This is a genomic window from Pseudomonas sp. MWU15-20650 (genome assembly GCF_023242475.1).
GTDB lineage: Bacteria > Pseudomonadota > Gammaproteobacteria > Pseudomonadales > Pseudomonadaceae > Aquipseudomonas.
The window spans coordinates 16,229-42,680 of the sequence record NZ_JALJFG010000045.1 but is presented as its reverse complement, the minus strand read 5'-3'; the positions used below and the strand labels follow the sequence as shown (position 1 = coordinate 42,680).

Here is a 26,452-nt window from a genome sequence, read left to right as displayed (position 1 = left end):
CAGGCTTGCCCCCTCCCACAGGGGTTCCGCGGTGGTCTTAAAGCCCCACCACATCCTCCGCCTGCAACCCCTTCTCGCCCGTCACCACGGCGTATTCCACCTGCTGGCCCTCGGCCAGGGAACGGTGACCGTCACCGCGAATGGCGCGGTAGTGCACAAACACATCCTTGCCGTCTTCACGCTGGATAAAGCCATAACCCTTTGCATCGTTGAACCACTTCACATTGCCGGTTTCGCGCGTTGTCATCTGTTTTACTCCCACATGCTTTTTATTGTTGAGTCGCTCGCATTGAACTGCCGAGTATAAGACAGGCTCGAAAACGATCAACTCAAGTTTACATCGCCGCTTTTTTGCCGATTTTCGACGAATACGGCACACTACCCGCCCGAGCGCATGCTCGGTTTTTTCCACTTGAAGCAGCACGCCTATGACCCGCTCCCCGTTCCGCCGTCTGGTGTTTGGCACCTTGCGCCGACTGTTGTACCTCTGGGTTCGCTCGGAGACGATCAACCAGTCGTCCCTAACCCTCAACCTCGACCGCAGCCGGCCGGTGTTCTACGTCCTGCAATCGCCCTCTCTCACCGAACTGGCCGTGGTCGATGCCGAATGCACCAAGGCCGGCCTGCCACGCCCGGTACTGCCGGTGTCGGTCGGCCCGCTGTTGGAGCCCGCGGCGTTCTTCTACCTCACGCCCGACCCGGATTGGCTTGGCCGCCAGGACAAGCGCGGTGCGCCGCCAACCCTGACCCGGCTGGTCAACACCCTGACCGAGCACGCCGAAGAGAATGCACAAATCATTCCGGTCAGCGTGTTCTGGGGGCAATCTCCGGCAAGCGAGTCCAGCCCGTGGAAACTGTTGTTTGCCGACAGCTGGGCGGTCACCGGGCGTCTACGTCGGCTGTTGAGCATCCTGATCCTGGGCCGCAAGACCCGGGTACAATTCTCCGCGCCAATCAACCTGCGTGAATTGATCGAGCACAACAAAGGCCACGAACGCACCGTGCGCATGGCCCAGCGCATCCTGCGTGTGCATTTCCGTAACCTCAAGACGGCGGTGATCGGCCCCGACCTGTCCCACCGTCGCAACCTGGTGAAGGGCCTGGTCAATATGCCGCTGGTGCGCCAGGCCATCCTGGATGAGGCCGAGCGCGAAAAGATCAGCCCGGAAAAGGCCAAGGCCCAGGCCCTGCGCTACGGTAACGAAATTGCCTCGGACTACACCTACACCGCGATCCGCTTCCTGGAAGTGGTATTGAGCTGGTTCTGGAACAAGATCTACGACGGCATCAAGGTCAATAACATCGAAGGTGTGCAAAAGGTTGCCCAGGGCTACGAGGTGATCTACGTACCTTGCCACCGTAGCCATATCGACTACCTGCTGCTGTCCTACCTGTTGTTCAAGAATGGCCTGACTCCGCCGCACATCGCCGCCGGGATCAACCTGAACATGCCGGTGATCGGCAGCCTGCTGCGCCGTGGCGGTGCGTTTTTCATGCGTCGCACCTTCAAGGGCAACCCGCTGTACACCTCGGTGTTCAACGAATACCTGCATACCTTGTTCACCAAAGGTTTCCCCGTGGAGTACTTCGTCGAAGGGGGGCGCTCGCGCACCGGGCGCATGCTGCAACCGAAAACCGGGATGCTGGCGATTACCCTGCGCAGCTTCCTGCGCTCCTCGCGCATGCCCATCGTGTTCGTACCGGTGTACATCGGTTATGAGCGCGTGCTCGAAGGTCGCACTTACCTCGGCGAACTGCGCGGCGCGAGCAAGAAGAAAGAATCGATCTTCGATATTTTCAAGGTGGTTGGCGCGCTCAAGCAGCGCTTTGGCCAGGTCGCGGTCAACTTCGGCGAGCCGATCAAGCTGGCCGAATTCCTCGACACCGAGCAGCCCAATTGGCGCGCCCAGGAACTGGGCCCGAACTACAAGCCGGCGTGGCTCAACGAAACCACCAACCGCCTCGGCGAGCAGGTGGCGCGGCACTTGAACGAAGCCGCAGCGGTGAACCCGGTGAACCTGGTGGCCCTGGCACTGCTCTCTACCACGCGCCTGGCCCTGGATGAACAAGCCATGGCGCGCCAGCTGGACCTGTACCTGGCGCTGCTGCGTCGCGTGCCGTACTCGCCGCACACCACCCTGCCGGAAGGCGATGGCCTGGCGTTGATCAAGCACGTCAAGGACATGGACCTGCTGTCGGAGCAGAGCGACGCCCTGGGCAAGATTGTTTACCTGGACGAACAGAACGCCGTCCTGATGACTTACTACCGCAACAACGTGCTGCATATTTTCGCCCTGCCGGCGTTGCTGGCGAGCTTCTTTCAAAGCAGCTCGCGGATGAGCCGCGAACAGATTCTGCGCTATACCCGCGCGCTCTACCCGTACCTGCAATCGGAGCTGTTTATCCGCTGGTCGCTGGAAGAGCTGGACAGCGTGGTCGACCAATGGCTGGAGGCGTTTGTCGAACAGGGCCTGCTGCGCTTCGAGAACGACGTCTACCTGCGCCCGGCGCCGAGCTCACGGCACTTTGTGCTGCTGACGCTGCTGTCCAAGAGCATTGCCCAGACCCTGCAACGCTTCTACATGGCGATCTCGCTGCTGCTCAACAGCGGCCAGAACAGCATCAGCGCCGAAGAGTTGGAAGACTTGTGCACGATCATGGCCCAGCGCCTGTCGATCCTGCACGGCCTCAATGCCCCGGAGTTCTTCGACAAGAGCCTTTTCCGACATTTCATCCAGACGCTGCTGGAGCAAGATGTGCTGCGTCGTGACGACGCCGGCAAGCTGGGCTATCACGACCTGCTGGGCGAACTGGCTGAAGGCGCAGCGAAACGCGTGCTGCCGGCCGACATTCGTCTGTCGATCCGCCAGGTGGCCCTGCACCGTGTCGATGGTGCAACCGAGTCGCCCGTCGAGCCTGGCGCCGTCAAACCTGAAGAAAGCCGCTAGATTGAATAAGGCGCCGGAGGGACTTCGGCGCCGTTGATAAGGAGCCGCACCATGAAAAAAATCATCCTCCTGGGCCTGACCGCCCTGCTCGGAGCCTGCCAATCGATGACCCCAACCCCGAAGGCCAGCCTCGACGGCGAAGTGTTCTACCTGCAACGCATCGCGCTGCCACCCGCGGCCACGTTGAGTGTCAGCCTGCAAGACGTGTCCCTGATGGACGCCCCGGCCGTGACCCTCGCCGAACAGAAAGGCCCGGTCAAAGGCCAAGTGCCGCTGCCGTTTCACTTGAGCTATGACCCGGCCCACATCAAACCGGGCCACACTTACTCGGTGAGCGCTCGCATCGAACTGGATGGCAAGCTACTGTTCATCACCACCGAGCGGCACGCCGTGCAGCTCAACGGCCAGGACCCACAGCCGCTGCGCCTGCGGGTTGATGCAGTCGCACACTGATATTCTCTAGAACATAAGCTCGACCATAAGGAAGCGCCCATGCTCCGCAATACTCTTCGTCTGACAGCCCTGTGTGCCGGCCTGTTGCTCGGCGCCAACGCCATGGCCCTGGATCTTGGCAGCCTTTCCCAGGGCGACGCCGGCGGCGGTCTCAAGGACGCCTTGACCCAAGGCGCGCAGATCGCCGTGAAAGAACTCGGCGTGCCCGGTGGTTTCAGCAACAACCCCGACGTGAAAATCGGCCTGCCGGGTAAGTTGGGCAAAGTCGCCGACAAGCTGAAAATGTTCGGCATGGGCGACCAGGTCACGCAGCTTGAAACCAGCATGAACAAGGCAGCGGAATCGGCCGTGACCCAGGCCCAGCCGATCCTCGTCAACGCCGTGAAAAACATGAGTGTGACGGACGCCAAGGGTATCCTCACCGGTGGCCAGGACTCCGCCACCCAATACCTGAACAAAAGCAGCCGCGAAGAAATCCGCGCCAAGTTCCTGCCCATCGTCAAAGCCGCCACCGACAAGGTCGGCGTGGCCCAGCAGTACAACGCCCTGGCCGGCAAGGCGGCAGCCTTTGGCGCCTTGGATGCCAAGAGCGCCAATGTCGAAAGCTACGTGACCGAGCAAGCGCTGGATGGTTTGTTCAAGATGATTGCGCAGCAGGAAGAGACGATTCGCAAGAATCCGGCCGCCGCGGCCACCAGCCTGGCGAAGAAGGTGTTTGGCGCACTTTAACGTTTAAAGCGTAACGCCCCGTTGATAAATGGAAACGCCCTGACCTGGTCAGGGCGTTTTTTTGTCGCGGCCCCTTGTGCCAGGCACATGGGTCAAGCGCCACACCCTGTAACCCATGTGGCGCTAACAGGCATATTCAATAGTGAATGTGCGGCCGCTGGGACGCCCCAAACGAAATGCTGTTGCATTGAGCGTTGGACAACGCCGAATGGCTGTTTAGGTTGTTAGTGTCATTGCTGAGATTGATATTGATCAGCGATTGATTATTACCGAAGTTCTGTCTCATACCCTGTCCCAAACCCAACATCGAACCCATGATTTGCAGCGGTAACGTCAATAGAAGCATACATATTCCTTTCTCATTGAATTCACACCAAGCCCCGAACCACCGTAGTGGGTACGCCAGCATCTTTCGGTCGGGTAATCCTTGTGTGGCGCCTTGGTTAAAAAAGTTCCTCCCCGTGTACGAAAGGGCAAACAAGGGTGAATGAGTCCGCGCCAAGGTCGCTTATCGCGAGCCTTGGCGTAGCCTTTTCAGGCCCGGCCTCTTAACGGTTCAGCGAATAAAGCGGGTACAGCGGCCTGCTGGGCAAGTGCTGCTCACTGACCGAGTATGGATGCGGGTAAGGCTTACGATGATATGGCTTCGCCGACCGGGCATGGCTGAAGCGGGAACAACAGCCGGGGTGGCCATATTCAGGGCGCTGCGGGGTCGTGTGGCTAAATTCAGTGCGGGGCAGGTTATTGCCCAGTAAGGCTCCGAGAAACGCCCCTTTGAAAGCAGCAATCGCATTAAGAAACGACATAGGACACTCCATAAACTCAATGAAACAGGTCTCGCCAACGGGTGAAGGCGAGACCTGTGCCTGTCCATCAGGCACCTCTGAGTGGATGTGCGTCGGGTAACCGTTCCAACGACCTGAATGCCTGTTTGCGTCGGCATGTAAATCACAGTACGCGCCGGGTCAGCGCATGATCGAGTCGGCCAGCCGTCCGATCATCATCGCGACAAAACAGCAAATGGCCAGGGATGTCACCCGGTTGATCCGCAACGGCGTGAGCCACGCCTTCTGCCCCGCCTCGAAACGGCTGCCCAACATGATCCAGGCCGCCCCTACGGGTATCACCACCAGCGCGAGCGTGGTGATGAAACCGGCGTAGCCTTGCAATGTGGTGAAGGCGCTTGCCGGCGCAATAAACGAAACAATCAGCAGACCTTTAGGGTTCATCACAGTGAGCCAAAAGAAATGGACGCTCGAAAAATGATCGCTACCCGGCTCGACGACGCTGTTCTTGCGTTGCCACAGCGTGTAGGCAAGTTTGAGCAAGTAGCAGACAGCGGCTAGCTGCGTGGCTTTCAACGCCCAAGGCGACCAGAACGACAGGTAGATCAGCGCGGCCCCCCAGACAGAGACCTGAAACAGGTAAGCCAAACATTCGATAAAGGCCATGCGCCACGAAGCTGCAAACCCAAATAACACGCCCGCGCGCATTAACAGGGTATTGGTCGGCCCTGGCACGATCAGTAGCAATACCAATGCAGACACGGTCCCAAACATGAAAATTATCCTCGGTCGGAAATGATCAATTGTCTTTCCACCGATAGCTCAACCAGCTCAGCGTGAACGACCCGATTACCGTCGCTACCATCAAAACTGCGAAGATTACGTTAAGTCGCCGGCTCCCAGTGGGATGGATGAACAACTGGCGCATCCTGCTGCCCGCAAAGAGCCACGAAAAGTCGAATACCACACACACCAACAGGCAGATCAACGCGAAGCTGTAGTCGCCCCAGTGCCAGCCAGGGGTATCACCTTTGCGTTCCTGCTTGGTGATCAGATATTCCTCATCCTTGGAGATGGACGCGACAATCCGTGTACCGGCGATCAAAGACAACGTGTCGAGCAATACCTCGGACTTCGACAGCGCGTTGATCAGCGGACTGTTTTCAGCGATGAATTCACTGCGTACCACGCTCATGTAACGTGGCGTGTTGTCAGTGGTTGCCAAGTGCAAATCGCGACGTTCAAGTTAGCGCTCGATCAGCCCATTGACTTCAGACTGTTCCCACCCACCAAACTTACTCAATTATCAGACGCCTGTATTTCATGGACACACGCCCAATTATCGAGGCGACGACCTTATTATCATCAGGCGTCCTTTCTTACACGAAACCACGCCGCATACAGCGCGGGCAAGAACAGCAAAGTCAACGCCGTCGCCACAATCAACCCTCCCATGATCGCCACAGCCATCGGCCCGAAGAACACGCTGCGCGACAGCGGAATCATCGCCAGCACGGCCGCCAGAGCTGTCAGTACAATCGGCCGGAAGCGTCGGACCGTGGCTTCGATAATCGCTTGCCACGGCGCCAACCCAGCCTTGATGTCTTGTTCGATCTGGTCCACCAGGATCACCGAGTTACGCATGATCATCCCCGACAGTGCAATGGTGCCGAGCATGGCCACGAAGCCGAAGGGTTGGCGGAACACCAGCAGGAACAGGGTCACCCCGATCAAGCCCAACGGGGCCGTCAGAAACACCATCGCAGTGCGTGAGAAACTGCGCAATTGCAGCATCAGCAAAGTCAGCACCACCACGATAAACAATGGCACGCCGGCCTTCACCGAGTTCTGCCCACGGGCTGAGTCTTCCACGGTACCGCCGACTTCCAGCAGGTAGCCGTCCGGCAATTCAGCACGCACACCTTCGAGGGTCGGCAGGATCTGCTGGACCAGGGTCGCCGGTTGTTCCTTGCCGTAGATATCAGCACGCACGGTCACGGTGGGTAGGCGGTTACGGTGCCAGATGATGCCTTCTTCAAATCCATACTCAAGGGTGGCGATCTGTGACAGGGCCACGCTTTTGCCGTTGTCGGTCGGTACGGCCAGACTCGGCAGCAGCGACAACTCGGTGCGCTCGTGAACGGTGCCGCGCAGGAGGATCTCGATCAACTCGTTGTCCTCCCGGTACTGGCTGACGGTGGAACCGGTCAGGGAACTCTGCAGGAATTTCGACAGGTTGGCGGTGCTCACTCCGAGGGCACGGGCGCGGTCCTGGTCGATGTTGAGGTAAACGATTTTGCTAGGCTCTTCCCAGTCCAGGTGCACATTGACCACATGGGTATTTTCGCGAACCTTGGCCGCTACTTTCCGGGCCAGGGCGCGGACTTCTTCGATGTGTTCGCCGGTCACGCGGAACTGGACCGGGTAACCCACGGGTGGGCCGTTCTCCAGGCGAGTGACGCGCGAGCGCAACTCGGGGAATTGTTCGTTGAGCGTTTCGATCAGCCAGGTGCGCAGGCTTTCACGCTCCTCAATGGTTTTGGCCAGCACCACGAACTGCGCAAAACTGGCAGCCGGCAACTGTTGGTCCAGCGGCAGGTAGAAACGCGGTGAACCGGTCCCCACATAGGCCACGTAGTTATCAATGCCGGCGTGTTCCTTGAGCAAGGCTTCCAGGCGTTTGACCTGGTCTGCGGTGTTGCTCAAGGAGGCACCTTCGGCCAGTTTCAGATCAACCATCAGTTCCAGGCGACCGGACGCCGGGAAGAACTGTTGCGGCACGAATCGGAACAAGGCGACCGAACCGATAAACAACAGCAGGGTCAGGACGATCACCGTTTTACGCCGACGCACGCACCATTCCACCAAACCTCTCACGCGTTGATAGAACGGCGTGCCGTAGGGATCAGGACCATCGGCGCCGTGCTTGGCTGCATGAATTTTCGCCAGGTCGGGCAGGAGTTTTTCTCCCAGGTACGGCACGAACACCACGGCGGCGACCCAGGACGCCAGCAACGCGATGGTCACCACCTGGAAGATCGACCGGGTGTATTCGCCGGTGCTCGATTGCGCGGTGGCAATCGGCAAGAACCCCGCCGCCGTGATCAACGTGCCCGTGAGCATCGGAAACGCGGTACTGGTCCAGGCGAAACTCGCGGCCTTGAGCCGGTCGTAGCCTTGTTCCATTTTGATCGCCATCATTTCCACGGCGATGATGGCGTCGTCCACCAGCAGCCCCAGGGCCAGGACCAATGCACCGAGCGAGATCTTGTGCAAGCCGATACCCAGGTAATACATGGCGGCAAAGGTCATCGCCAGCACCAGAGGGATCGCCAGGGCGACCACCATGCCCGTGCGTACCCCGAGGGAGAAGAAACTCACCAGCAAGACAATGGCCAATGCCTCGGCCAGTACCTGGACGAATTCACCGACACTGGTTTTCACCGCTGCCGGCTGGTCCGAGACCTTGCGCAGTTCCATGCCCGCTGGAAGATTCTTCTGCAGACGTGCGAATTCGCTTTCAAGGGCTTTGCCCAGCACCAGAATATCGCCGCCCTCCCGCATGGCCACGGCCAGGCCAATGGCATCTGCGCCCATATAGCGCATGCGCGGTGCCGGTGGATCGTTGAAGCCACGGTGGATGTCCGCGACGTCGCCGATACGAAAGGTTCGATCCCCCACGCGAATAGGGAAGTTGCGGATCTCCTCAACCGTTTTGAAGTTACCCGATACGCGCAACTGCACACGCTCGGTCGGGGTTTCAAAGAAACCCGCGGTAGAGACGGCATTTTGCTCCTGTAGCGCCTGCTGCACCGCCGCCAGCGGTAAACCGAGGGTGGCGAGCTTGAGGTTGGACAGCTCGATCCAGATCTTCTCATCCTGCAGGCCAAGCAGTTCGACCTTGCCCACGTCCGGCACTCGTTGCAGTTGAATCTGGATGCGATCGGCGTAGTCCTTGAGCACGGCATAGTCAAAGCCGTCGCCGGTCAGGGCGTAGATGTTGCCGAAGGTCGTGCCGAACTCATCATTGAAAAACGGGCCCTGGATATCCGGTGGCAAGGTCTGGCGGATGTCGCTGATTTTCTTGCGCACCTGGTACCACAACTCGGGAATCTGCGCCGAGTGCATCGAGTCGCGAGCCATAAAGGTGACTTGGGATTCACCGGGACGCGAGAAGGAAACGATGCGCTCGTACTCACCGGTTTCCATCAGTTTTTTTTCGATACGCTCAGTGACCTGGCGTGAAACTTCCTGGGCTGTGGCCCCGGGCCAGTTGGTCTTGATCACCATCGCCTTGAAGGTGAAAGGTGGGTCTTCGCTTTGCCCTAACTTGGTGTAGGACAAGGTGCCGACGACCGCCAGCAGGATCATCAGGAACAGTACGATCTGGCGATTACGCAACGCCCATTCGGAAAGATTGAAACCCATTGGGGACTACTCCTTGGCCGCCAGATTCACAACTCGGTTGGAGCGATCCACCGGGCGCACTTGCTGGCCCTCATGGAGCACATGCACACCCGCCGCAATCACCCAGTCGGTAGGGGCCAAGCCTTCCAGCACCGGCACGGTTTTTTCGCCGAAGGCCCCCATGCGGACCGGAGTACGCTTGAGGGTGTTGTCCGGTAGCACGCGCCAAACGTAAGACGCACCGTTTTCCGCACTGAGGGCAGACAGTGGCACCGACAGTGGGATCACACCGTCGGCCTGGATGAATACGCGGGCACTTTGGCCCAGTTCGGCGGGGACTTTGCCGCCGGTGAATGCCACGCGGGCAGCGAACGTGCGCGATTTCGGATCGGCAGCAGGTGACAGTTCACGAATACGCCCGGCAAGGCGTTGATCCGGCTGGCTCCACAACTCGACCGACACCGGCTGGCCGATCTTGAAGCGGCCGAAACCTTGCTCGGGCAGGCTGATCAAGACTTCCCGCTCGCCATCGGTGGCCAGGGTAAACACGGTTTGGCCTGCGGATACCACTTGGCCCACTTCAACGGCGCGCTTGGCGACGACGCCATCCTGCGGCGCACGCAACACGGCATAGCCAGCCTGGTTACTCGATACGTCGAACTCGGCCTTGATCTGTTTCAGGCGCGCCTCACCTGCACGGTAAAGGTTTTCGGAATTGTCGTACTGGGAACGGCTAACCATCTGACGATCCATCAGGGTCTTGTAGCGGTCACGCTCAGCCCGCACCAGGCTCAGGTTCGCCTCGGCGGCTGCGACTTGAGCACGGGTCGCTTCCAGTTGCAGGCGTACGTCCTGGGGGTCGAGCTCCGCCAGTGGCTGGTTTGCCTTGACCCGATCACCCTCCTCCACCAGGCGCTTGCTGACTTTACCGCCAATGCGAAAGGCCAGGTCCGGCTCATAACGAGCGCGCACCTCACCCGGGTAACTGTCCATCGCCTGTGCCGACGGCTGGGGTTGCACCACCATGGCTGGGCGGATGCTGGTTTGGGCCGCTTCTTCATGGCCGCAAGCGGCCAACAGGAAGACCAGGCTGACAGGCAACGCAAAGGGCAGGAAATTGCTGCGCATGCTGAAGGACCTTTCGCAAATGAAGCTAGGAATAATTATACTGGCGGGTATGTTATTAATACCAAACTCGCCAGTCCAGTATTAAAGGTGAAAATGTCCGACAATCCTTCGAACACCAATAACCCCGGGCGCCCCAAGGACATGGCAAAACGCCAGGCAATCCTCGAAGCAGCGAAATTTCTGTTTTTGAGCAATGGTTACGCCAACACCAGCATGGATGCCGTGGCCCTTGAGGCCGGCGTGTCGAAATTGACCGTCTATAGCCACTTCACCGACAAAGAGACGTTGTTCACCGCCGCCGTCGTGGCGAAATGCGAAGAACAACTGCCGGTGATGTATTTCGAGCTGCCCGAGGGCATACCTGTGGAAACCGTGTTGTTGAACATCGCACGGGGCTTTCATCGGCTGGTCAACAGCCAAGAGTCGGTGAACCTGCATCGCCTGATGATGACCACAGGCAACCAGGACGTGAAACTGTCACAGATCTTCTTTGAAGCAGGCCCCATGCGCATGGTTCAAGGCATGGAGCGCCTGCTCAACCGAATCGACCAGAGCGGCGCCCTGAGCATCGAAAAACCGTTCAAGGCGGCTGAGCACTTCTTTTGCCTGCTCAAGGGCACAGCGAATTTCTGTTTGCTGTATGGCTGCGGCGAGCCCCCGAGTGAAGAAGCCGCCGAAGCCCATGTGCAGGATGTGGTAGGGCTGTTTATGCGGGCCTATCGGCCTTGAGCGCCTTTTTGGGATAGATGTCATAGCGGCTGGACTTACCCTCCAGCGCATGGCTCGGCTTCGGCCCCTCAATGCAGGGTGCCTTGCGCGGTCGCTTGACCACTACACGGTGGCTGGCCAAGGCCAAGGCAGCGGCAAGCAGGGCCGGGGCGTCCATGTCATCGCCTACCAGTGGGCGGAACAGGCGCATTTCCTTCTTCACCAAAGCGGTTTTCTCACGATGAGGGAACATCGGGTCCAGGTAGATCACCTGGGGTGGTTCGCCTTCCCAGTTGAGCATCACGTCGATGGAGTTGCCCTTGAGCAGCTTCATGCGCGCCACGATCGGCGCCACGTCAAAATCATCTGCGCCCCGTGCCAGGCCGTCTTCAAGCAAGGCGCCAATCAGCGGCTGACGTTCGACCAGGTTCATGTCGCAGCCCAGGCTGGCCAGCACGAACGCATCCTTGCCCAAGCCGGCCGTAGCGTCCAGCACCCGGGGACGCACCCCTTGGGCAATGCCCACGGCCTTGGCGATCATCTGCCCACTGCCGCCACCGTATAAACGCCGGTGCGCTGCGCCGCCTTCGACAAAGTCGACGCGCACCGGCCCCGGAGCATCCGGCCCAAGCTGTTGCAGTTGCAGGCCCTGTTCCCCGACCTGCAGGGAAAACTCCGCATCCGCCAGGTGCAGAGGCAAGCCAAGCAGCGAAGCCCATTGCTGGGCGCGCGCCTCGAAACCTTCGGCCAAGGCCTCGACCTGAATGCGGCTGGCCGCTGGTTGTTCGCTCATCAATCGCCACGCTCAAAAATATTAAGGATCGGCCAATCACGGCCGATAAAAACAAAGATCAGGTATTTTGCCAGAGCTGAGCGTCGACCGAGAAAAATGTCAGACATTCTTCCCCTAACTATCGGTGTGCTGCCGACCCACAACCACTACGGCCTGCGCAATACTCAAGCGCTGGCCGGCGTGAGCCATGTGTGGCAGGACTTCTTTGCCCGGGCATTGGCCGAGCAGCTCGGCGATACGCCGGACGCGCTCGCCGCCAAAGCCCCCGCACCGAGAGACCCGGCGGTAGAACCCAGCGAAGGTGCCGACCTGCTGTCGCAGATTCTCACGCAGCGTGAGTGCGACGTGAAAGACACCGAGATCGCTCCACCCGAGCCGTTGTTCCTGCCGATTGCCGAATTCGAAACCGAGTTGCTGCCGCCCGCCGCCACGCCGTTCCCAGCGGAAGAAATCGTCGCCCAGCAACGCCAGCAGAACTTCGAAAGTGGCTGGGTGCGCCCGATTGTCCTGAACGCAGGCGCTCCCCTGCCTGAGCCTGGCCCCGCGCCGCAACCACGCCCCCTGCACCTGCCGATTGCCGAGTTCGAACTGGACCTGTTACCACCGCCTGCCACGCCGTATCCGGCCGAAGAACTGCAGGCGCAACAGAAGGCACTGGACTTCGACTACCACTGGGCGCGCCCACTGATCCTCAACAACCTGCGTCTGGCCGCCTGACGGACGCTAGAGCAGCCCCAATTGCTCGGCCGCAGGCTCTCGGTGCAACGTCGGCAACGGCAGCAGCCCCGGCAAGCGCGCCATCAACTGCTCATGGAAGCGCAAGGCCAGTTGTGCGGCGAGGCGGTTATCCGAGGTGTGCAGAAACATGTAGGGCGAGCGCCCTTCTTCGATCCAGCCCGCCACTTTTTCCACCCACGGGATCAGGAACGGGTCATTGGCCTCAAGCGCCGGATGGCCGATAAAACGCACCTGTGGGTACTGAGTCAGCGCCGCCGGGCGCGGCGGCACCTTGGGTTTCTTTGATTGAGCATGCAGCACGGCCGCCGAGGTGGACGTGCAACTGAACAGGGCGCGTGGATCCAGGCAAATCCGCTCGACGCCACGGTCACGCAGCAAGCGGTTGAGCATCCGCTCGGCATCGCCCTTGGCAAAGAACTCCGGGTGGCGTACTTCCACCGCCATCGGCTGTTCAAGGCCATCAATAAAAGCTGCCAGCTCGCCCAGGCGTTGTGGCGCAAAGCTCGCCGGCAGTTGCAGCCACAGAGGTGAAACACGCGCCCCCAGCGGGCTCATCAACCCCACAAAACTTTCCGCCGCCGGCAACTGCTCGCGCAAGTCGCCAGCGTGACTGATATCACCGGGGAATTTGGCGGTAAAACGAAAATCATCGGGCATGATTTCAGCCCAGCGCTGCACAGTAGCGGCCGAGGGGCGAGCGTAAAAAGTCGTGTTGCCTTCAACGGCGTTGAAGACTTGGGAATAGAGCCCGAGGTAATCACTGGAACGTGCATCGGCGGGGTACAGGTACTCGCGCCAGGCATTTTCGCTCCAGGACGGGCAACCGATGTAATAAGGCTGGCGCATCAGATGTGGATGTCGAGGCCCAGCACTTCCATATCCCATTCGACAAAGCCGGCGGTGGTCAGGTAGCTGGCCAGAGCGGTGGCAACGCTTTTGCTCATGGAGCGCGGGAAGACCATGTCATGCTGACGGGCAGGAAGGCCACTGATACGTGCACCGGCAGAAGCTTGGGCGCCGGGCTGCGCGTCGGACTGAACCTCGATGAAATCCGGTGAATCTTCGACGGACTCGTCTACCGTGACGTTCGCCTTACGCGGCTTACGCTTGAGGGGGTAGGACTGTGAGGAAAAGCCGTCTATACGCATACATGCAGACTCGGTATCAATGATGGCAATTTAGCGGCACTTTCCATAGTGCGCAAATGCTCTGGTGATAACTAGAACACATAATCTGTAAAAGGTTTAAAAGTACGGACAAATTCTGACGATTGGCGATTTTCGCGCTACGTTCGACAGTAATGGGCAGCTTCAATGGGCTGCTCCGCAGCCCAACGCGGGGCAAGCCCGCTCACCACAATTAAAGGCCGCGCTCGGCCTTTGTCTGCGCCACTTTATCGCGCAGATACACCGGTGCTGCCTGGTCGGCCGGGATCGCCTCACCACGTTCGAAAGCGAAGCGGGCCAATGCCAGGAGGTCTTCGGCATGGGGCAACATGGCTGCGTCCTGACCGACCAACTGCACATTGATACGTTCACCGTAGCCCCAGCCTGTACCGGCACCGAACCAGTCACCACTGGCATCATCGGGCAACAAGGCCGCTTCCGGCGGCTGCACAGCCTCCACGCCGACCAGGCGCATTTCGCCCGCCGCCTCGCGATAGCAGCCCCAGTAGACTTCATCCATTCGCGCATCAATGGCCGCCGCGACTTGCGAGGCGCCGTGCTCACGCCATGCACGCTGAGCCAGTACCGCAAGGTTGGAGACCGGCAGCACCGGGCGCTCCAACGCAAAGGCCAGGCCCTGTACCACGCCAATGGCGATGCGCACACCGGTGAACGCGCCCGGGCCACGGCCGAAGGCGATGGCATCCACGGCTGCCAAGGTGGTGCCCGCGTCTTCAAGCAGTTGCTTGATCATCGGCAACAGCTTCTGCGCATGCAGGCGCGGGATCACCTCGTAGTGGCTGGTTACCTTGCCATCGTGCAGCAAGGCAACGGAGCAAGCTTCAGTCGCGGTGTCCAGGGCCAGCAGGGTGCTCATCGGTCGGGGTGTCCAAATCGGAAAAAAGTGCGCCAGTATAAACAACAACGGCCCGCAAGCGGGCCGTTGTACGCAAAGCTGACGGTTGGATCAGCTCAATGCTTGCAACACCTTGGCGGTGATGGCTTCGACCGAACCCACGCCAGGGATATGGCTGTATTTCGGCTTGCCCTGGGCTGCGGACAGCTTTTGGTAGAAGTCCACCAGCGGCTTGGTCTGGGAATGGTAGACCGACAAGCGATGACGTACGGTTTCTTCGGTGTCGTCTTTACGTTGCACCAGGTCTTCGCCGGTGACATCGTCCTTGCCTTCCACTTTTGGCGGGTTGTAGACGGTGTGGTACACGCGGCCCGAGGCTTCGTGAACACGACGGCCAGCAATACGCTGGACGATTTCTTCGTCTTCAACTGCAATTTCGACCACCGCGTCCAGCTCTACGCCAGCCTTCACCAAGGCTTCAGCCTGGGGAATGGTGCGTGGGAAGCCGTCGAACAGGAAACCGTTCTTGCAGTCGTCCTGGCTGATGCGTTCCTTGACCAGGTTGATGATCAGGTCATCGGAGACCAGGCCGCCGCTGTCCATCACGCTCTTGGCGATCAGACCCAGCTCGGTGCCAGCCTTGACGGCCGCACGCAGCATGTCGCCGGTGGAGATTTGTGGAATGCCGAATTTTTCAGTGATGAACTTTGCCTGAGTACCTTTACCGGCCCCGGGAGCTCCCAGCAGAATGACGCGCATCGATGTGCTCCTCAATTTTTTATAGAGATGACGCTCGGATTCGCCGCGTGGGGCCAATCTCGTAAAAATGTGGGTCCAGGCCGTTCAAACGGCCAAAGGCTGATCAAGATACACAGCAGGCCCTCACCATACAAGCCGCCAAAAGTAGGAGAAACCCGCGCTGCGCATGCGTTATAGGTAGGGTGTACCTGAGTGCAACCCGAACGTCCAAACAACAACCGCCCTTTTCAGGGCGGTCATCCGGGTTTATCCGCAAGCCTTTGAGAACACGCGAGAAACCTCAACCGGTGTTGCGCAAACCCGCGGCAATACCCGCTACGGACACCAGCAGCGCCTGTTCCAGAGGGCTGTCTTGTGCAGCCTCTTGCTGACGCGAACGTGCCAGCAGCTCGGCCTGCAACAGGTGCAAGGGGTCGAGGTAGGTGTTACGCAGGCGGATGAACTCCAAGGTGTCCGGGCTATGGGCCAGCAGTTGCGACTGGCCGGTCAGGCCAAGCACCACGCCACACGCCTGCGACAATAGGTCGCGTAAGTGCGCCCCTAATGGCAGCAAGTCCGGCTGCACCAGACGCTCATCGTAGAGACGGGCAATATCGGCATCCGCCTTGGCCAGCACCATCTCGAGCATATCGATGCGTGTGCGGAAGAACGGCCACTGCTCACGCATCTGCCCCAGCAACTCGCCTTCGCCACGCTCCAGGGCCTTGCTTAACGCGGCTTCCCAGCCGAGCCAGGCGGGCAGCATCAGGCGAGTTTGAGTCCAGCCAAAAATCCACGGAATGGCCCGCAGGCTTTCAATCCCGCCTGCACGTCGCTTGGCCGGACGACTGCCCAGCGGCAAACGCCCCAGCTCCTGCTCCGGGGTGGACTGACGGAAATACTCGACAAATTGCGGATTTTCCCGCACCACCGCACGGTAAGCACTGACGCCGTCTGTCGCCAATTCGTCCATCAAATGACGCCACGCGGGTTCGGGCGGTGGTGGCGGCAACAGGGTCGCTTCCAACACCGCCGCCAGGTAGAGATTGAGATTCTGCTCGGCAATATCCGGCAACCCGAATTTAAAGCGGATCATCTCACCTTGTTCGGTGGTCCGGAAACGCCCCGCCACCGAGCCCGGCGGCTGCGACAGGATCGCCGCGTGAGCTGGGCCTCCGCCACGGCCGACCGTGCCACCGCGACCGTGGAATAGCAGCAACTCCACCTGTTGTTCGCGGCAAATATCCACCAGCCGTTCCTGCGCCCGGTATTGCGCCCAAGCGGCGGCGGTCGTGCCGGCGTCCTTGGCCGAATCCGAGTAGCCGATCATCACTTCCTGCGGCCCCTGCAACCGCGCGCGATAACCCGGCAACTGCAACAGCCGCTCCATCACCGGGCCGGCGTTATCCAGGTCGGCCAGGGTCTCGAACAGCGGCACCACGCGCATTGGGCGCTGTACACCCGACTCTTTGAGCAGCAATTGCACCGCCAACACGTCCGAGGCCGCGCCCGCCATGGAGATGACATACGAGCCCAGCGACGCAGCCGGTGCCGCAGCGATTTCCTTACAGGTATTCAAGACCTCGGCCGTGTCCGCCGATGGCTTGAAATAACCCGGCAGCAGTGGCCTGCGGTTGGTCAGCTCCTTGCTCAGGAAGCTGATGCGCGCGTCTTCGTCCCAGTCCTCGTAACGCCCCAGGCCCAGGTAATCGGTGATTTCGGTCATGGCCGCTGAGTGACGGCTGGAGTCCTGACGTACGTCCAGGCGCACCAGGAACAGGCCGAACGTCACGGCACGCCGCAGGCAGTCGAGCAGCGGACCATCGGCGATCACGCCCATGCCGCATTCGTGCAGCGAGTGGTAGCACAGCTCCAGCGGGTCCAACAGGTCGCGGTTGTTTTGCAGGACCTCGGCCGGCGCGGGCGTCGTGGCCGTTAATGAAGTATGAGCCCACTGACGGGTCGCACGCAGACGTTCACGCAACTGCTTGAGCAAGGCGCGATAGGGCTCGACACTGTCGCCGACCTTGGCTTGCAACGCCGGGCTGGCCTGTTGCATCGACAGCTCGGAGGCCAACTGGTCGACATCGCGCAGGTACAAATCCGCCGCCATCCAACGCGCCAGCAGCAACACTTCGCGCGTGACCGGCGCGGTGACATTGGGGTTGCCGTCGCGGTCACCGCCCATCCACGAGGCAAAGCGAATAGGCGCGGCCTCCAGCGGCAACCGTAAACCGGTGGCGGCATGCAGGGCCTGGTCGGCTTTGCGCAGGTAGTTGGGAATGGCCTGCCACAGTGAATGTTCGATCACTGCAAAGCCCCATTTGGCTTCGTCCACGGGCGTGGGGCGGATGCGACGGATTTCTTCGGTGTGCCAGGCTTCGGCGATCAGTCGTTGCAGGCGTTCGCGGATCTGCTCGCGCTCGGCGGTGGTGAGGTCACGGTGATCCTGCAGGGCCAATTGCGCGGCGATCGCATCGTATTTCTGGATCAGGGTGCGACGGGCCACTTCGGTAGGGTGAGCAGTAAGGACCAGCTCGATGTCCAACCGCGCCAACTGACGGGCCAGGGATTCATCGCTGTGGCCTTCGCTTTGCAGGCGAGCCAGCAACTGCGGCAATACCCTGGCTTCGAAAGGCGCCGGTTGCGACTCATCACGCCGGTGGATCAACTGGTACTGTTCGGCGATATTCGCCAGGTTGAGGAACTGGTTGAAGGCCCGGGCCACGGGCAACAGTTCATCTTCCTGCAACTGATTGAGGCTGGCGCTGAGTTCGTCGCCGGCGGCCTGCTCGGATATGCCGCCTCGCCGGTCGGCCTTGGCGCCTTTGCGAATCTGCTCGATCTTGTCGAGAAACTCATCGCCGTACTGCTCTCGAATGGTGTTGCCCAACAGCTCACCCAGCAGGTGAACATCCTCACGCAAGCGTGCATCGATATCACTCATCAGCCAATCTCCAGCCAGAAATCCGGGACGCGCAGGAGGTCCAGAGTGCCGTCGGCGCCGATTTATGACAAGACACTTTAAACCTTGAGGCTTGCAGCTAGTCTCAACAGTGAGCCGCCGCGTTATCCACGCAGCCGGCTGGTCACTCATCACCGCCCGCTACCGCAGGCTAATTGAGGTTGCCATGAAAATTCGAGAACTGGCCCAGCACTGGGAAGAAACCGCCAAGGGTCGCCTGACCAAAACCGAATACGCGATCCACCTGGATGTGGAGTCCGCCGCGAGGCTGGCCGCGATTGCCGAGATGTACCCCAAGCGCCATCCCGAAGAACTGCTCGGCGAACTGATCGGTGCCGCCCTTGAAGAGCTGGAAGCCAGCTTTCCCTATATCAAGGGCCAACACGTCATTGCTACCGATGAAGAAGGTGACCCGCTGTACGAAGACGTTGGGCCCACGCCACGTTTTCTGTCCTTGTCCCGTCGCTACTTGCATGACCTGTCAGCCAGCGCTGACGAACAGAAGCACTGATAAACATCGGCAAGTTTTAATATAAGCCCTGTATTCCGGGCCTCTCAGAGGTTCGGAGTACCGTTGCGCACAGTGAAAGTTCCATCTTTTTAACGCTGACCACTCAGTCAAATATTTTTTTAGGCAAATCGCCATCTTCTCTGAACTTTTGAAAAAAGCCTCCGGTCACAACCAGTAAGCCATCACTTGGAACGGCTGTTTGAATAGGCGCCATGTGCTTTACCGCCGGGCCCGCAACCGACCTGCCCCGATGGATTTTGATGTTTTTCAGGAGTTATCCAATGGAGTTGAAGACGATGAACACCAGCACTGCCAAATCCTCGTTTAACCACCTGCGCGGGCTTAAATTGGCCGCGTTGGCAATCGGCACCAGCTTCGTTTTGGCGGGCTGCGCCGGCAACCCTCCGACCGAGCAGTACGCGGTGACCCAATCGGCTGTCAACAGCGCGGTCAGCGCCGGTGGCACTGAGTTTGCCGCGGTGGAAATGAAGTCGGCCCAGGACAAGCTCAAAGAAGCTGAAATCGCCATGCACGACAAGAACTACGACAAAGCTCGTACGTTGGCCGAGCAAGCCGAATGGGACGCTCGCGTCGCTGAGCGTAAAGCCCAGGCTGCCAAGGCTCAGCAGGCGGTGAAGGATTCCCAGAAAGCTGTTCAGGAGCTGCGTCAGGAAGGCATGCGCCCGGCGGTTATCCAACAGTAAGTAGCCGCCGCTCCCTGATTGCACGGCACCCGATATCGAATTGAAAGGACGACACGACTATGCGTAAACAATTGATGATCCCTGCCCTGTTGGCGATGAGCGTTGCCCTGGCAGCCTGCTCCACCCCGCCTAACCAGAACCTGGAAAACGCACGGACCAACTTCTCGGCCCTGCAAGCCAACCCGAATGCCACCAAGGTAGCGGCGCTGGAAACCAAGGACGCGCAGGATTGGCTGGACAAAGCCGACAAAGCCTACCGTGACAAGGAAGACCAGAAGAAGGTCGACCAACTGGCTTACCTGACCAACCAGCGTGTTGAAGTGGCCAAAGACACCATCGTGCTGCGTGAATCCGAAGCCAAGCTGAAAAACGCCGGTGACGAACGTGCCCGCGCCCTGCTGCAGGCCCGTGATGCGCAAATCAAGCAATTGCAGAACAGCTTGAATGCCAAACAAACCGATCGCGGTACGCTGGTCACTTTCGGTGACGTGCTGTTTGCCACCAACAAGTCCGACCTGAAATCCAGCGGCCTGGTAAATATCACCAAGCTGGCGCAGTTCCTGCGCGATAACCCGGACCGTAAAGTGATCGTCGAAGGCTACACCGACAGCACCGGTTCGGACTCGTACAACCAGAGCCTGTCCGAGCGTCGCGCGGCGTCCGTACAACGTGCACTGGCTCAGCAAGGCGTGGATATCTCGCGCATCGTGACCCAGGGCTATGGCAAGGAATACCCGGTTGCCGACAACGGCAGCGCTTCGGGCCGTGCCATGAACCGTCGCGTTGAAGTGACCATCTCCAACGACAACCAGCCGGTCAAGCCACGTTCGTCCATGGCTAACTGATTGATTGATGCTGGATAAAAGAACCCCACCTGAAGGTGGGGTTTTTTTTGCCTGTCAGACCTGGATCTGGCGGCCGTTGTCACTGTCCGGCATCATCGCCTGCATTCCCAGGGCGCTGGCCATCAGCTCTTTGATTTTGTCCGCGCTGAGCGGAGCACCGGAACCGCCAGAGCCGGAGGAACCGCCACCGCCCTGTGCACCCGCGTTGCCCGAGAGCATTTCTATGAGCTTCTTGAGCAGCTCAGGGTCTATCCCACCCTTCTGTTGCTCATTGCCTTGCATGCGCATCTGGTCCAGGTTGCCCAGCCCCGACAACATCCTGCCAATTGAAGCAATATCCATAATCTCACTCCTGACTTCACTATTGGTGGGTTACTTATCAGCAACGCTGACCCTCCACTCAGTGGTTTCTCACACAAAGCGGTTCCCAATATTTCAGCAGTGGACCGTTGAAGCTGACTATTGCTGCAATTGCGGCGTCTCCTGCCCCATGCAACGCACCGCCTGCTTCTTGTTGTTCACCAGCACGCCGCTCAAGCCTTTTTGCTCGGTATCGAACATCACCAACACACCCTCCACGCACTGCGCCACTTGCGCGGCCGGGGTCAGGGAGATCTTGTAGTCCTCGCCCGGTACGGTCTTGAGCATCGTGAAATCGCTGAGCAGCAGTGCATCTTCCGGCTTGGCGAAGTGCAGGTAGCCGTAGTACCACAGGCAGCCAACGGTACCGATGATGGTGCCGATACCGGTGAGGATCAGCGGGATCATGTTGCGTTCTTCGCTCATTGCGGGCTCTCTGATGAGTCAACTTTAGAAATAGGGTAATTCGGAATTTCACCCAGGCGGCGCAAGCCGTTGAAGTGCTGCGGATCGTCCAGATAGCGCAGCATCACGGTTTGCCAGGTCGTGTCGGCAAAGGTCTGCACATGGCCGCCGCGGGTCAACTGCAACACCCTCGGCGGGGGCGCCGCTTGATACAGGCGGATGCCATTGGACACTGGCACGATGGGGTCATCCAGGCTATGGAACAAGAGCTTGGGCACTCCGGCCAACTGGGGCATGGCGTTGATCGCACTGTCGGCGTCGGGCACCAGCCAGGACAGGGGCACTTGGAACGGCCATGTTAACCAGGAGGTGCTCAGCGCGAATTGTCCTACGTCACGATAACTGGCGGGCACGCCGTCCAGTACCAGCGCCTTGAGCCGGGGCTGACGCTCGGGATGCACGGCCAAGTAGTGCACCGCCAGCGCGCCACCGAGGCTTTGGCCAAGGACGATGACAGGCTGGTGCTGGGTCTCGGGGGCCTTGTCGAGCCAACTGAACGCGGCGTCCAGGTCCTGGTAGATCGCTGGCAGGGACGGTTTTCCCGCAGACAGGCCGTAGCCACGATAGTCCAGCAGCAGCACTTGATAGCCTTGCTCCGGCAACCACCAACTGCCCCCCAGGTGCCAGGCCAGGTTGCCACCGTTGCCGTGCAGGTGCAGCACGGTGCCTTTGAGTGGCACACCGGCTTTCGCCGGTAGCCACCAGGCGTGGAGCTTTACGCCGTCGGCGGTGGTGAAGGTGACGTCGCGGTATTGCAGGTGGGCTTTTTCCGGCGTGAACGGCAGGCCGGGCTCGGGGTAGAACAACAGCGAGCTACAGCCGTTCAATGTGAGTAGCAGGCACAGAATGCCGAGGATTCTCATCCGTTGAAGCCTCCAGCAAAAATCAGTCAAAGGATATTCGAGTAATCCGCCTCGATCCTGTCCAGGCTCAAATGGTTGAGGAAGTTGGAGAAGCACATCCACGCTGCCAGCGCGTTCATGTCGCGGAACTGCTCGGGCAGGTACTTGGGCGGTACGACCAGGCCCTCGTCGACCAGTTGACGCAAGGTGCGCATGTCTTCCAGGGTGGTCTTGCCACAGAACAGCAGCGGCACTTGTTCCAACTTGCCTTTACGCACGGCGAGCTGGATGTAGTTGTAGACCATGATAAAGCCCTTGAGATAGGACAAATCCTTGGTGAACGGCAGACCGGTCGGCACCGAGCCCCGGAATACCCGGCTGGCGTTGCCATAGCTTTCGGCCATTTCAAAGCCTTGTTCACGGAAGAACTCGAACACCTGCAGGAAGTCGGCGCCCTCCTCGACCATGTGGATGGCGCGAGTACGGTTGGTCAGTTTGCGCAGACGGCTGGGGTAAGAGGCAAACGTGATGATCTCCATCAGGATCGCCAGGCCCTCCTGGGTCACGGTGGATGACGGTGGCCCCTTGGACAGGAACGTGCAGATCGGCTGGTTCTGGCCGTTGAGGGTAGTGCCCACATGCACCAGGCCCTCATGCACTTCCAGGGCCCGCACGTCACGCTCGTTGAACATCGCGTCGGCGCGAATCTTGATGTAGTCGGCACCCGCTGCGGCGTCGGCAACGATACCGTCGGACTCGAACACGCGGATGGTTTCTTCCGCCTCGCCAAACACCTTGTTCAGGCGGGTTTGCAGCAGCGCGACGGCGTCCTTGGCCGTGAGGGTCTTGGCTTCGTCCTTGAGGTCGCCACGGCCGTCGATATTGTTCAGGTAATCGGAGAGCATCAGGCCCAGGTCTGCCAGGGTCGGGTCGCCGGCGTGAAAGGCGTCTGAAGCGGCGCCGTACAATTCCTGGGAAATCAGGCCAAAGTCCTCGGTGCCACGCGCTTCAAGCATGCGCACCACCATGCGGTATTCGCGGCACATGCGGCGCATGATCTGCCCCACCGGGCTGAACTGGCCGAGGCGGCGGGTGATGTCGCGCTCGATGTTCTGGAACTCCAGCTTCACCGCACTGGAGTCGAACGACAGCGGCCGGTTCAGGTAGTAATCACGGTCCACGGCCGGCATGGCCTTGCCCTTGGCCTTGAGAAACCCCTGGCGAATGTTCTCGTCCCACTTCACCGCGTCGAGGACGCGGATCGGTGTTTGCGCCAGCACAATGCGATCGGACAAGGCGCGTATCGTCTGCTGGTAATCGTCCACCCGGTGCATCCTCTTTAAACGTTATTTACCCGCACGCTGGTAGCGCACGGCTTCAACGAACACATCGGCATTGGCCGGGTCATCCAGGTAAGCAAATACCTGGTCCATGGGGCTGTCCACCAGCGCACCAGCGCCTTCGACCGTTTCCGTTGGGCTACCTTGCAAGGCGTGCTGGTTGATCGCTTGACGGATCTGATCAAGGTCGAGGTTGTAGACCACCAATTCGTGCTTTTCGTCGAACTCGTTCTCTAATTCAAAGCCAGCCAGAAAAAAATGCCCGCCCAGTTTGTCCGGCAACGGCGCCGACAGGTACCAGCGGTTGCCATGACGAGCGACAGTAAACACATACTCATCACGCTGGCCCGGCTTGGCTTTAGGGTAGCTCACGGCCTTATAACGGTGTTCACCGTCGCGGGTGATCTGCAGGTTGAGTGGCTCGCCCCAGGCATTTTTACTCGACCATCGACCCAGCAAGGCGTCCGGCGCGGCGTCATGGGCCGGCAGTGGGTCCTTGAAGGTCACCAGGCAACCGCTGAGCAACAGGAACGACAAGGCAATCAGCGCGACACGCCAGGCTTTCATTGAACATCCCCCGGTGTCAGACCGAGGCCAACACCAAATGCATGTAACGCTTGAGGATCTCAAGCATCTCTTCACCGGGCAGAGGCTCTGCGCCGCCCAACAGGCCCTGATATTCCATCCGACTGATAATCGCCGTCAACACTTTGGCATCCTGCTGCGGCTCGCGGGAGCCCAATACCTGGAAAAACTGCCGGGTCCCCTGCAACAGGATCTGCTGGTGCGAACGCACCAGTTCGGCCAGGCGCGGGTTGAGCAGCGCTTCCTGGCGGAACGCCTGCTCGGCCATCAGGTACTCGCGGCGGTTGTTCAGTTGGCGCTGCACGTAGTCGGCGGTCAGCCGTGCGATGTCATCGGCCAGTTGCGAACGCGACTGCGGACTGCCATCACCATAGGCAACCATCTCGCGCAGCAAGCCTTCGTTACTCGCCCACAGTTTGCCCATGAAGGCGGCGCTGCGTTCGACGTATTGGGCGAAGGTGTCGGTGAGCAAGTCATCGATGTCTTTGAAATAGTAAGTCGTGGCCGACAACGGCACACCAGCTTCCGCCGCCACTGCACGATGGCGCACGCCACGTACGCCATCGCGTACAACGATGCGCATGGCCGCATCGAGAATGTCTTGCCGGCGTTGTTCGCTGCCTCGGCGGCTGGCCTTGCGACCTTGGTACTGAACACTTTCAGCCACAGCAGCGGCAATGCCGGCGGCACCTTCTTGAGCCATTACGCGGTTCACGACACACATCCTTGAATAGATCAAAACCTGGCGCTATTCGTTTGACGCTTAAATACGCCACATAAAAAAGCCGCCTTATAAAAGGCGGCTTCGGATTTCGCTACGGTTACGCTTGTGGCCGCATGTGCGGGAACAAGATCACGTCGCGGATCGACGGCGAGTTGGTCAACAACATCACCAGGCGGTCGATACCGATACCTTCACCGGCCGTTGGCGGCATGCCGTATTCCAAGGCACGCACGAAGTCGGCGTCGTAATGCATGGCTTCGTCGTCTCCGGCGTCCTTATCGGCCACCTGGGCCATGAAGCGTTCGGCCTGATCTTCGGCATCGTTAAGCTCGGAGTAGGCGTTGGCGATTTCGCGCCCCCCAATGAACAACTCGAAACGGTCGGTGACGTTCGGGTTGTCGTCGTTGCGACGGGCCAACGGCGAGACTTCGAACGGGTACTGGGTGATGAAGTGCGGCTGCTCCAGCTTGTGCTCCACCAGCTCTTCGAAAATCATCACCTGCAGTTTGCCCAAGCCTTCGAAGCCCAGCACCTTGGCGCCGGCTTTCTTGGCAATGGCACGGGCCTTGTCGATGTCGTTCAGGTCGGCGGCGGTCAGCTCGGGGTTGTACTTGAGGATCGAGTCGAACACCGACAGGCGCACGAACGGCTCGCCGAAGTGGAACACCTTGTCGCCGTACGGCACGTCAGTGCTGCCCAATACCAGCTCTGCCAGCTCGCGGAACAGCTCTTCGGTCAGGTCCATGTTGTCTTGGTAGTCGGCGTAAGCCTGGTAGAACTCCAACATGGTGAATTCTGGGTTGTGACGGGTCGAGACACCTTCGTTACGGAAGTTGCGGTTGATCTCGAACACTTTCTCGAAGCCACCAACCACCAGGCGCTTGAGGTACAGCTCCGGCGCGATACGCAGGAACATTTCCATGTCCAGCGCGTTGTGGTGAGTCTCGAACGGCTTGGCTGCGGCACCACCCGGGATGGTTTGCAGCATCGGCGTTTCCACTTCCAGGAAGTCACGCTTCATCAGGAAGCTGCGGATGTGGGCGATAACCTGCGAACGCACGCGGAAGGTCTGGCGTACGTCTTCGTTGACGATCAGGTCAACGTAACGCTGGCGATAGCGCTGTTCGGTGTCGGTCAGGCCGTGGTGCTTGTCCGGCAGCGGGCGCAGGGATTTGGTGAGCAGGCGCACGCTGGTCATTTCAACGTACAGGTCGCCCTTGCCGGAACGGGCCAGGGTGCCTTCGGCTGCAATGATGTCGCCCATGTCCCAGGTTTTCACCGAGGCCAGGGTTTCTTCAGGCAAGGTCTTGCGGTTGACGTAGACCTGGATGCGACCGGTCATGTCCTGGATCACCATGAACGAGCCACGGTTAAGCATGATGCGACCTGCCACCTTGACCGGGATCGCAGCTTCTGCCAGCTCTTCCTTGGTCTTGTCCGCGTATTGCTTCTGCAAGGCATCGCAGTAGTTGTCGCGGCGGAAGTCGTTGGGGAAGGCGTTGCCCTTGGCACGCTCGGCAGCAAGCTTTTCCTTGCGCAGGGCGATCAGGGAGTTTTCTTCCTGTTGCAGGGCTTGCGTGTCGAGTTGTTGGTCGCTCATGTCTTTTGAAATTCCATCACAGATACGTTTTCCCCAGCCTTCGACTGGGGATCGCGGGCAAG

26 protein-coding genes are annotated in these 26,452 nt (G+C 59.7%); 8 read left to right on the top strand and 18 right to left on the bottom strand.

Going from position 1 to position 26,452, the window contains the following annotated elements; all coding sequences use genetic code 11:
* Positions 1–37: 37 nt before the first annotated feature.
* Positions 38–247, bottom strand: a complete 210-nt coding sequence (locus tag M5B43_RS24870) for a cold-shock protein (protein ID WP_065886074.1) — start codon at positions 245–247, stop codon at positions 38–40.
* Between the two features lie 181 nt (positions 248–428).
* Between M5B43_RS24870 and plsB the strand changes: the two genes are divergently transcribed.
* The 3 genes from plsB to M5B43_RS24855 are packed head-to-tail and all read left to right on the top strand — an operon-like array spanning position 429 to position 4,130.
* The gene (plsB, locus tag M5B43_RS24865) at positions 429–2,948 is read left to right on the top strand and encodes a glycerol-3-phosphate 1-O-acyltransferase PlsB (RefSeq protein WP_248752553.1); all 2,520 of its coding nucleotides are present in this window, start codon (positions 429–431) and stop codon (positions 2,946–2,948) included.
* 51 nt (positions 2,949–2,999) lie between these two features.
* The gene (locus tag M5B43_RS24860; protein ID WP_248752552.1) at positions 3,000–3,401 is read left to right on the top strand and encodes a YbaY family lipoprotein; all 402 of its coding nucleotides are present in this window, start codon (positions 3,000–3,002) and stop codon (positions 3,399–3,401) included.
* Between the two features lie 39 nt (positions 3,402–3,440).
* Complete coding sequence (locus M5B43_RS24855) at positions 3,441–4,130, top strand: DUF4197 domain-containing protein (RefSeq protein ID WP_248752551.1); 690 nt, start codon at positions 3,441–3,443, stop codon at positions 4,128–4,130.
* A gap of 965 nt (positions 4,131–5,095) precedes the next feature.
* Here M5B43_RS24855 and M5B43_RS24850 read toward each other — a convergent pair.
* The 4 genes from M5B43_RS24850 to M5B43_RS24835 all read right to left on the bottom strand — a co-directional run bounded on the left by M5B43_RS24850 (position 5,096) and on the right by M5B43_RS24835 (position 10,450).
* Positions 5,096–5,689: a threonine transporter RhtB gene (locus tag M5B43_RS24850; protein ID WP_248752550.1), complete on the bottom strand. Its 594-nt coding sequence runs from the start codon at positions 5,687–5,689 to the stop codon at positions 5,096–5,098.
* Between the two features lie 25 nt (positions 5,690–5,714).
* Complete coding sequence (locus M5B43_RS24845) at positions 5,715–6,110, bottom strand: hypothetical protein (RefSeq protein WP_248752549.1); 396 nt, start codon at positions 6,108–6,110, stop codon at positions 5,715–5,717.
* 170 nt (positions 6,111–6,280) lie between these two features.
* Entirely contained in the window at positions 6,281–9,343 is a 3,063-nt protein-coding gene (locus M5B43_RS24840) for an efflux RND transporter permease subunit (RefSeq protein WP_248752548.1), read from the bottom strand.
* 6 nt (positions 9,344–9,349) lie between these two features.
* Entirely contained in the window at positions 9,350–10,450 is a 1,101-nt protein-coding gene (locus tag M5B43_RS24835) for an efflux RND transporter periplasmic adaptor subunit (protein WP_248752547.1), read from the bottom strand.
* Positions 10,451–10,543: 93 nt separating this feature from the next.
* On the opposite strand from M5B43_RS24835, the gene M5B43_RS24830 reads away from it, so the two are divergent.
* Positions 10,544–11,179, top strand: coding sequence for a TetR/AcrR family transcriptional regulator (locus M5B43_RS24830; protein ID WP_248752546.1), 636 nt, complete (start codon positions 10,544–10,546; stop codon positions 11,177–11,179).
* Here M5B43_RS24830 and M5B43_RS24825 read toward each other — a convergent pair.
* Positions 11,157–11,951: a class I SAM-dependent methyltransferase gene (locus tag M5B43_RS24825; protein WP_248752545.1), complete on the bottom strand. Its 795-nt coding sequence runs from the start codon at positions 11,949–11,951 to the stop codon at positions 11,157–11,159. The two genes, M5B43_RS24830 and M5B43_RS24825, sit on opposite strands and share 23 nt — an antisense overlap.
* A gap of 96 nt (positions 11,952–12,047) precedes the next feature.
* Here M5B43_RS24825 and M5B43_RS24820 point away from each other — a divergent pair, with 96 nt between their 5' ends.
* Positions 12,048–12,668: an energy transducer TonB gene (locus tag M5B43_RS24820; protein ID WP_248752544.1), complete on the top strand. Its 621-nt coding sequence runs from the start codon at positions 12,048–12,050 to the stop codon at positions 12,666–12,668.
* Positions 12,669–12,674: 6 nt separating this feature from the next.
* Here the strand turns inward: M5B43_RS24820 and M5B43_RS24815 are convergent, their stop codons facing one another.
* The 5 genes from M5B43_RS24815 to ppc form a co-directional block, all read right to left on the bottom strand.
* On the bottom strand, positions 12,675–13,535 hold the full coding sequence (locus tag M5B43_RS24815) for a DUF72 domain-containing protein (protein ID WP_248752543.1): 861 nt from the start codon (positions 13,533–13,535) through the stop codon (positions 12,675–12,677).
* Positions 13,535–13,837 carry a hypothetical protein gene (locus M5B43_RS24810; protein ID WP_248752542.1) on the bottom strand — a complete coding sequence of 101 codons (303 nt, stop codon included), beginning with the start codon at positions 13,835–13,837 and terminating at the stop codon, positions 13,535–13,537. Before M5B43_RS24810 ends, M5B43_RS24815 begins: the two co-directional genes overlap by 1 nt.
* Positions 13,838–14,048: 211 nt before the next feature.
* Positions 14,049–14,732 carry a tRNA (adenosine(37)-N6)-threonylcarbamoyltransferase complex dimerization subunit type 1 TsaB gene (tsaB, locus tag M5B43_RS24805; RefSeq protein ID WP_248752541.1) on the bottom strand — a complete coding sequence of 228 codons (684 nt, stop codon included), beginning with the start codon at positions 14,730–14,732 and terminating at the stop codon, positions 14,049–14,051.
* A 90-nt stretch (positions 14,733–14,822) separates the two neighbouring features.
* A complete protein-coding gene (adk, locus tag M5B43_RS24800) occupies positions 14,823–15,470 on the bottom strand; it encodes an adenylate kinase (RefSeq protein ID WP_034118422.1) in 648 nt (215 codons plus the stop codon).
* A 280-nt stretch (positions 15,471–15,750) separates the two neighbouring features.
* Positions 15,751–18,396: a phosphoenolpyruvate carboxylase gene (gene ppc, locus M5B43_RS24795; protein WP_248752540.1), complete on the bottom strand. Its 2,646-nt coding sequence runs from the start codon at positions 18,394–18,396 to the stop codon at positions 15,751–15,753.
* A 184-nt stretch (positions 18,397–18,580) separates the two neighbouring features.
* On the opposite strand from ppc, the gene M5B43_RS24790 reads away from it, so the two are divergent.
* The 3 genes from M5B43_RS24790 to M5B43_RS24780 all read left to right on the top strand — a co-directional run bounded on the left by M5B43_RS24790 (position 18,581) and on the right by M5B43_RS24780 (position 20,474).
* Positions 18,581–18,925 (top strand): pilin assembly protein, encoded by a 345-nt coding sequence (locus M5B43_RS24790; protein WP_248752539.1) that lies wholly within the window; start codon positions 18,581–18,583, stop codon positions 18,923–18,925.
* Between the two features lie 281 nt (positions 18,926–19,206).
* The gene (locus M5B43_RS24785) at positions 19,207–19,629 is read left to right on the top strand and encodes a DUF4398 domain-containing protein (RefSeq protein WP_248752538.1); all 423 of its coding nucleotides are present in this window, start codon (positions 19,207–19,209) and stop codon (positions 19,627–19,629) included.
* A 59-nt stretch (positions 19,630–19,688) separates the two neighbouring features.
* Positions 19,689–20,474, top strand: coding sequence for an OmpA family protein (locus M5B43_RS24780; protein WP_248752537.1), 786 nt, complete (start codon positions 19,689–19,691; stop codon positions 20,472–20,474).
* Positions 20,475–20,528: 54 nt separating this feature from the next.
* Here M5B43_RS24780 and M5B43_RS24775 read toward each other — a convergent pair whose 3' ends face one another.
* From M5B43_RS24775 to lysS, 7 genes are all read right to left on the bottom strand, one after another.
* Positions 20,529–20,816 (bottom strand): hypothetical protein, encoded by a 288-nt coding sequence (locus tag M5B43_RS24775; protein ID WP_248752536.1) that lies wholly within the window; start codon positions 20,814–20,816, stop codon positions 20,529–20,531.
* Positions 20,817–20,933: 117 nt separating this feature from the next.
* Complete coding sequence (locus M5B43_RS24770) at positions 20,934–21,260, bottom strand: hypothetical protein (protein ID WP_248752535.1); 327 nt, start codon at positions 21,258–21,260, stop codon at positions 20,934–20,936.
* Positions 21,257–22,162, bottom strand: coding sequence for an alpha/beta hydrolase (locus M5B43_RS24765; protein WP_248752534.1), 906 nt, complete (start codon positions 22,160–22,162; stop codon positions 21,257–21,259). Before M5B43_RS24765 ends, M5B43_RS24770 begins: the two co-directional genes overlap by 4 nt.
* A gap of 26 nt (positions 22,163–22,188) precedes the next feature.
* A complete protein-coding gene (locus M5B43_RS24760) occupies positions 22,189–23,475 on the bottom strand; it encodes a flavohemoglobin expression-modulating QEGLA motif protein (protein ID WP_248752533.1) in 1,287 nt (428 codons plus the stop codon).
* A 12-nt stretch (positions 23,476–23,487) separates the two neighbouring features.
* On the bottom strand, positions 23,488–24,048 hold the full coding sequence (locus M5B43_RS24755; protein ID WP_248752532.1) for a hypothetical protein: 561 nt from the start codon (positions 24,046–24,048) through the stop codon (positions 23,488–23,490).
* A gap of 16 nt (positions 24,049–24,064) precedes the next feature.
* The gene (locus tag M5B43_RS24750) at positions 24,065–24,781 is read right to left on the bottom strand and encodes a TetR family transcriptional regulator (RefSeq protein ID WP_248752531.1); all 717 of its coding nucleotides are present in this window, start codon (positions 24,779–24,781) and stop codon (positions 24,065–24,067) included.
* A gap of 106 nt (positions 24,782–24,887) precedes the next feature.
* Complete coding sequence (lysS, locus tag M5B43_RS24745) at positions 24,888–26,390, bottom strand: lysine--tRNA ligase (RefSeq protein WP_248752530.1); 1,503 nt, start codon at positions 26,388–26,390, stop codon at positions 24,888–24,890.
* Between the last annotated feature and the right edge of the window lie 62 nt (positions 26,391–26,452).

Bases quoted from the DNA above. Each gene is read 5' to 3' on its own strand.
- M5B43_RS24870 (WP_065886074.1), bottom strand. From the start codon at position 247: ATGACAACGCGCGAAACCGGCAATGTGAAGTGGTTCAACGATGCAAAG.
- plsB (WP_248752553.1), top strand. From the start codon at position 429: ATGACCCGCTCCCCGTTCCGCCGTCTGGTGTTTGGCACCTTGCGCCGA.
- M5B43_RS24860 (WP_248752552.1), top strand. From the start codon at position 3,000: ATGAAAAAAATCATCCTCCTGGGCCTGACCGCCCTGCTCGGAGCCTGC.
- M5B43_RS24855 (WP_248752551.1), top strand. From the start codon at position 3,441: ATGCTCCGCAATACTCTTCGTCTGACAGCCCTGTGTGCCGGCCTGTTG.
- M5B43_RS24850 (WP_248752550.1), bottom strand. From the start codon at position 5,689: ATGTTTGGGACCGTGTCTGCATTGGTATTGCTACTGATCGTGCCAGGG.
- M5B43_RS24845 (WP_248752549.1), bottom strand. From the start codon at position 6,110: ATGAGCGTGGTACGCAGTGAATTCATCGCTGAAAACAGTCCGCTGATC.
- M5B43_RS24840 (WP_248752548.1), bottom strand. From the start codon at position 9,343: ATGGGTTTCAATCTTTCCGAATGGGCGTTGCGTAATCGCCAGATCGTA.
- M5B43_RS24835 (WP_248752547.1), bottom strand. From the start codon at position 10,450: ATGCGCAGCAATTTCCTGCCCTTTGCGTTGCCTGTCAGCCTGGTCTTC.
- M5B43_RS24830 (WP_248752546.1), top strand. From the start codon at position 10,544: ATGTCCGACAATCCTTCGAACACCAATAACCCCGGGCGCCCCAAGGAC.
- M5B43_RS24825 (WP_248752545.1), bottom strand. From the start codon at position 11,951: ATGAGCGAACAACCAGCGGCCAGCCGCATTCAGGTCGAGGCCTTGGCC.
- M5B43_RS24820 (WP_248752544.1), top strand. From the start codon at position 12,048: ATGTCAGACATTCTTCCCCTAACTATCGGTGTGCTGCCGACCCACAAC.
- M5B43_RS24815 (WP_248752543.1), bottom strand. From the start codon at position 13,535: ATGCGCCAGCCTTATTACATCGGTTGCCCGTCCTGGAGCGAAAATGCC.
- M5B43_RS24810 (WP_248752542.1), bottom strand. From the start codon at position 13,837: ATGCGTATAGACGGCTTTTCCTCACAGTCCTACCCCCTCAAGCGTAAG.
- tsaB (WP_248752541.1), bottom strand. From the start codon at position 14,732: ATGAGCACCCTGCTGGCCCTGGACACCGCGACTGAAGCTTGCTCCGTT.
- adk (WP_034118422.1), bottom strand. From the start codon at position 15,470: ATGCGCGTCATTCTGCTGGGAGCTCCCGGGGCCGGTAAAGGTACTCAG.
- ppc (WP_248752540.1), bottom strand. From the start codon at position 18,396: ATGAGTGATATCGATGCACGCTTGCGTGAGGATGTTCACCTGCTGGGT.
- M5B43_RS24790 (WP_248752539.1), top strand. From the start codon at position 18,581: ATGAAAATTCGAGAACTGGCCCAGCACTGGGAAGAAACCGCCAAGGGT.
- M5B43_RS24785 (WP_248752538.1), top strand. From the start codon at position 19,207: ATGGAGTTGAAGACGATGAACACCAGCACTGCCAAATCCTCGTTTAAC.
- M5B43_RS24780 (WP_248752537.1), top strand. From the start codon at position 19,689: ATGCGTAAACAATTGATGATCCCTGCCCTGTTGGCGATGAGCGTTGCC.
- M5B43_RS24775 (WP_248752536.1), bottom strand. From the start codon at position 20,816: ATGGATATTGCTTCAATTGGCAGGATGTTGTCGGGGCTGGGCAACCTG.
- M5B43_RS24770 (WP_248752535.1), bottom strand. From the start codon at position 21,260: ATGAGCGAAGAACGCAACATGATCCCGCTGATCCTCACCGGTATCGGC.
- M5B43_RS24765 (WP_248752534.1), bottom strand. From the start codon at position 22,162: ATGAGAATCCTCGGCATTCTGTGCCTGCTACTCACATTGAACGGCTGT.
- M5B43_RS24760 (WP_248752533.1), bottom strand. From the start codon at position 23,475: ATGCACCGGGTGGACGATTACCAGCAGACGATACGCGCCTTGTCCGAT.
- M5B43_RS24755 (WP_248752532.1), bottom strand. From the start codon at position 24,048: ATGAAAGCCTGGCGTGTCGCGCTGATTGCCTTGTCGTTCCTGTTGCTC.
- lysS (WP_248752530.1), bottom strand. From the start codon at position 26,390: ATGAGCGACCAACAACTCGACACGCAAGCCCTGCAACAGGAAGAAAAC.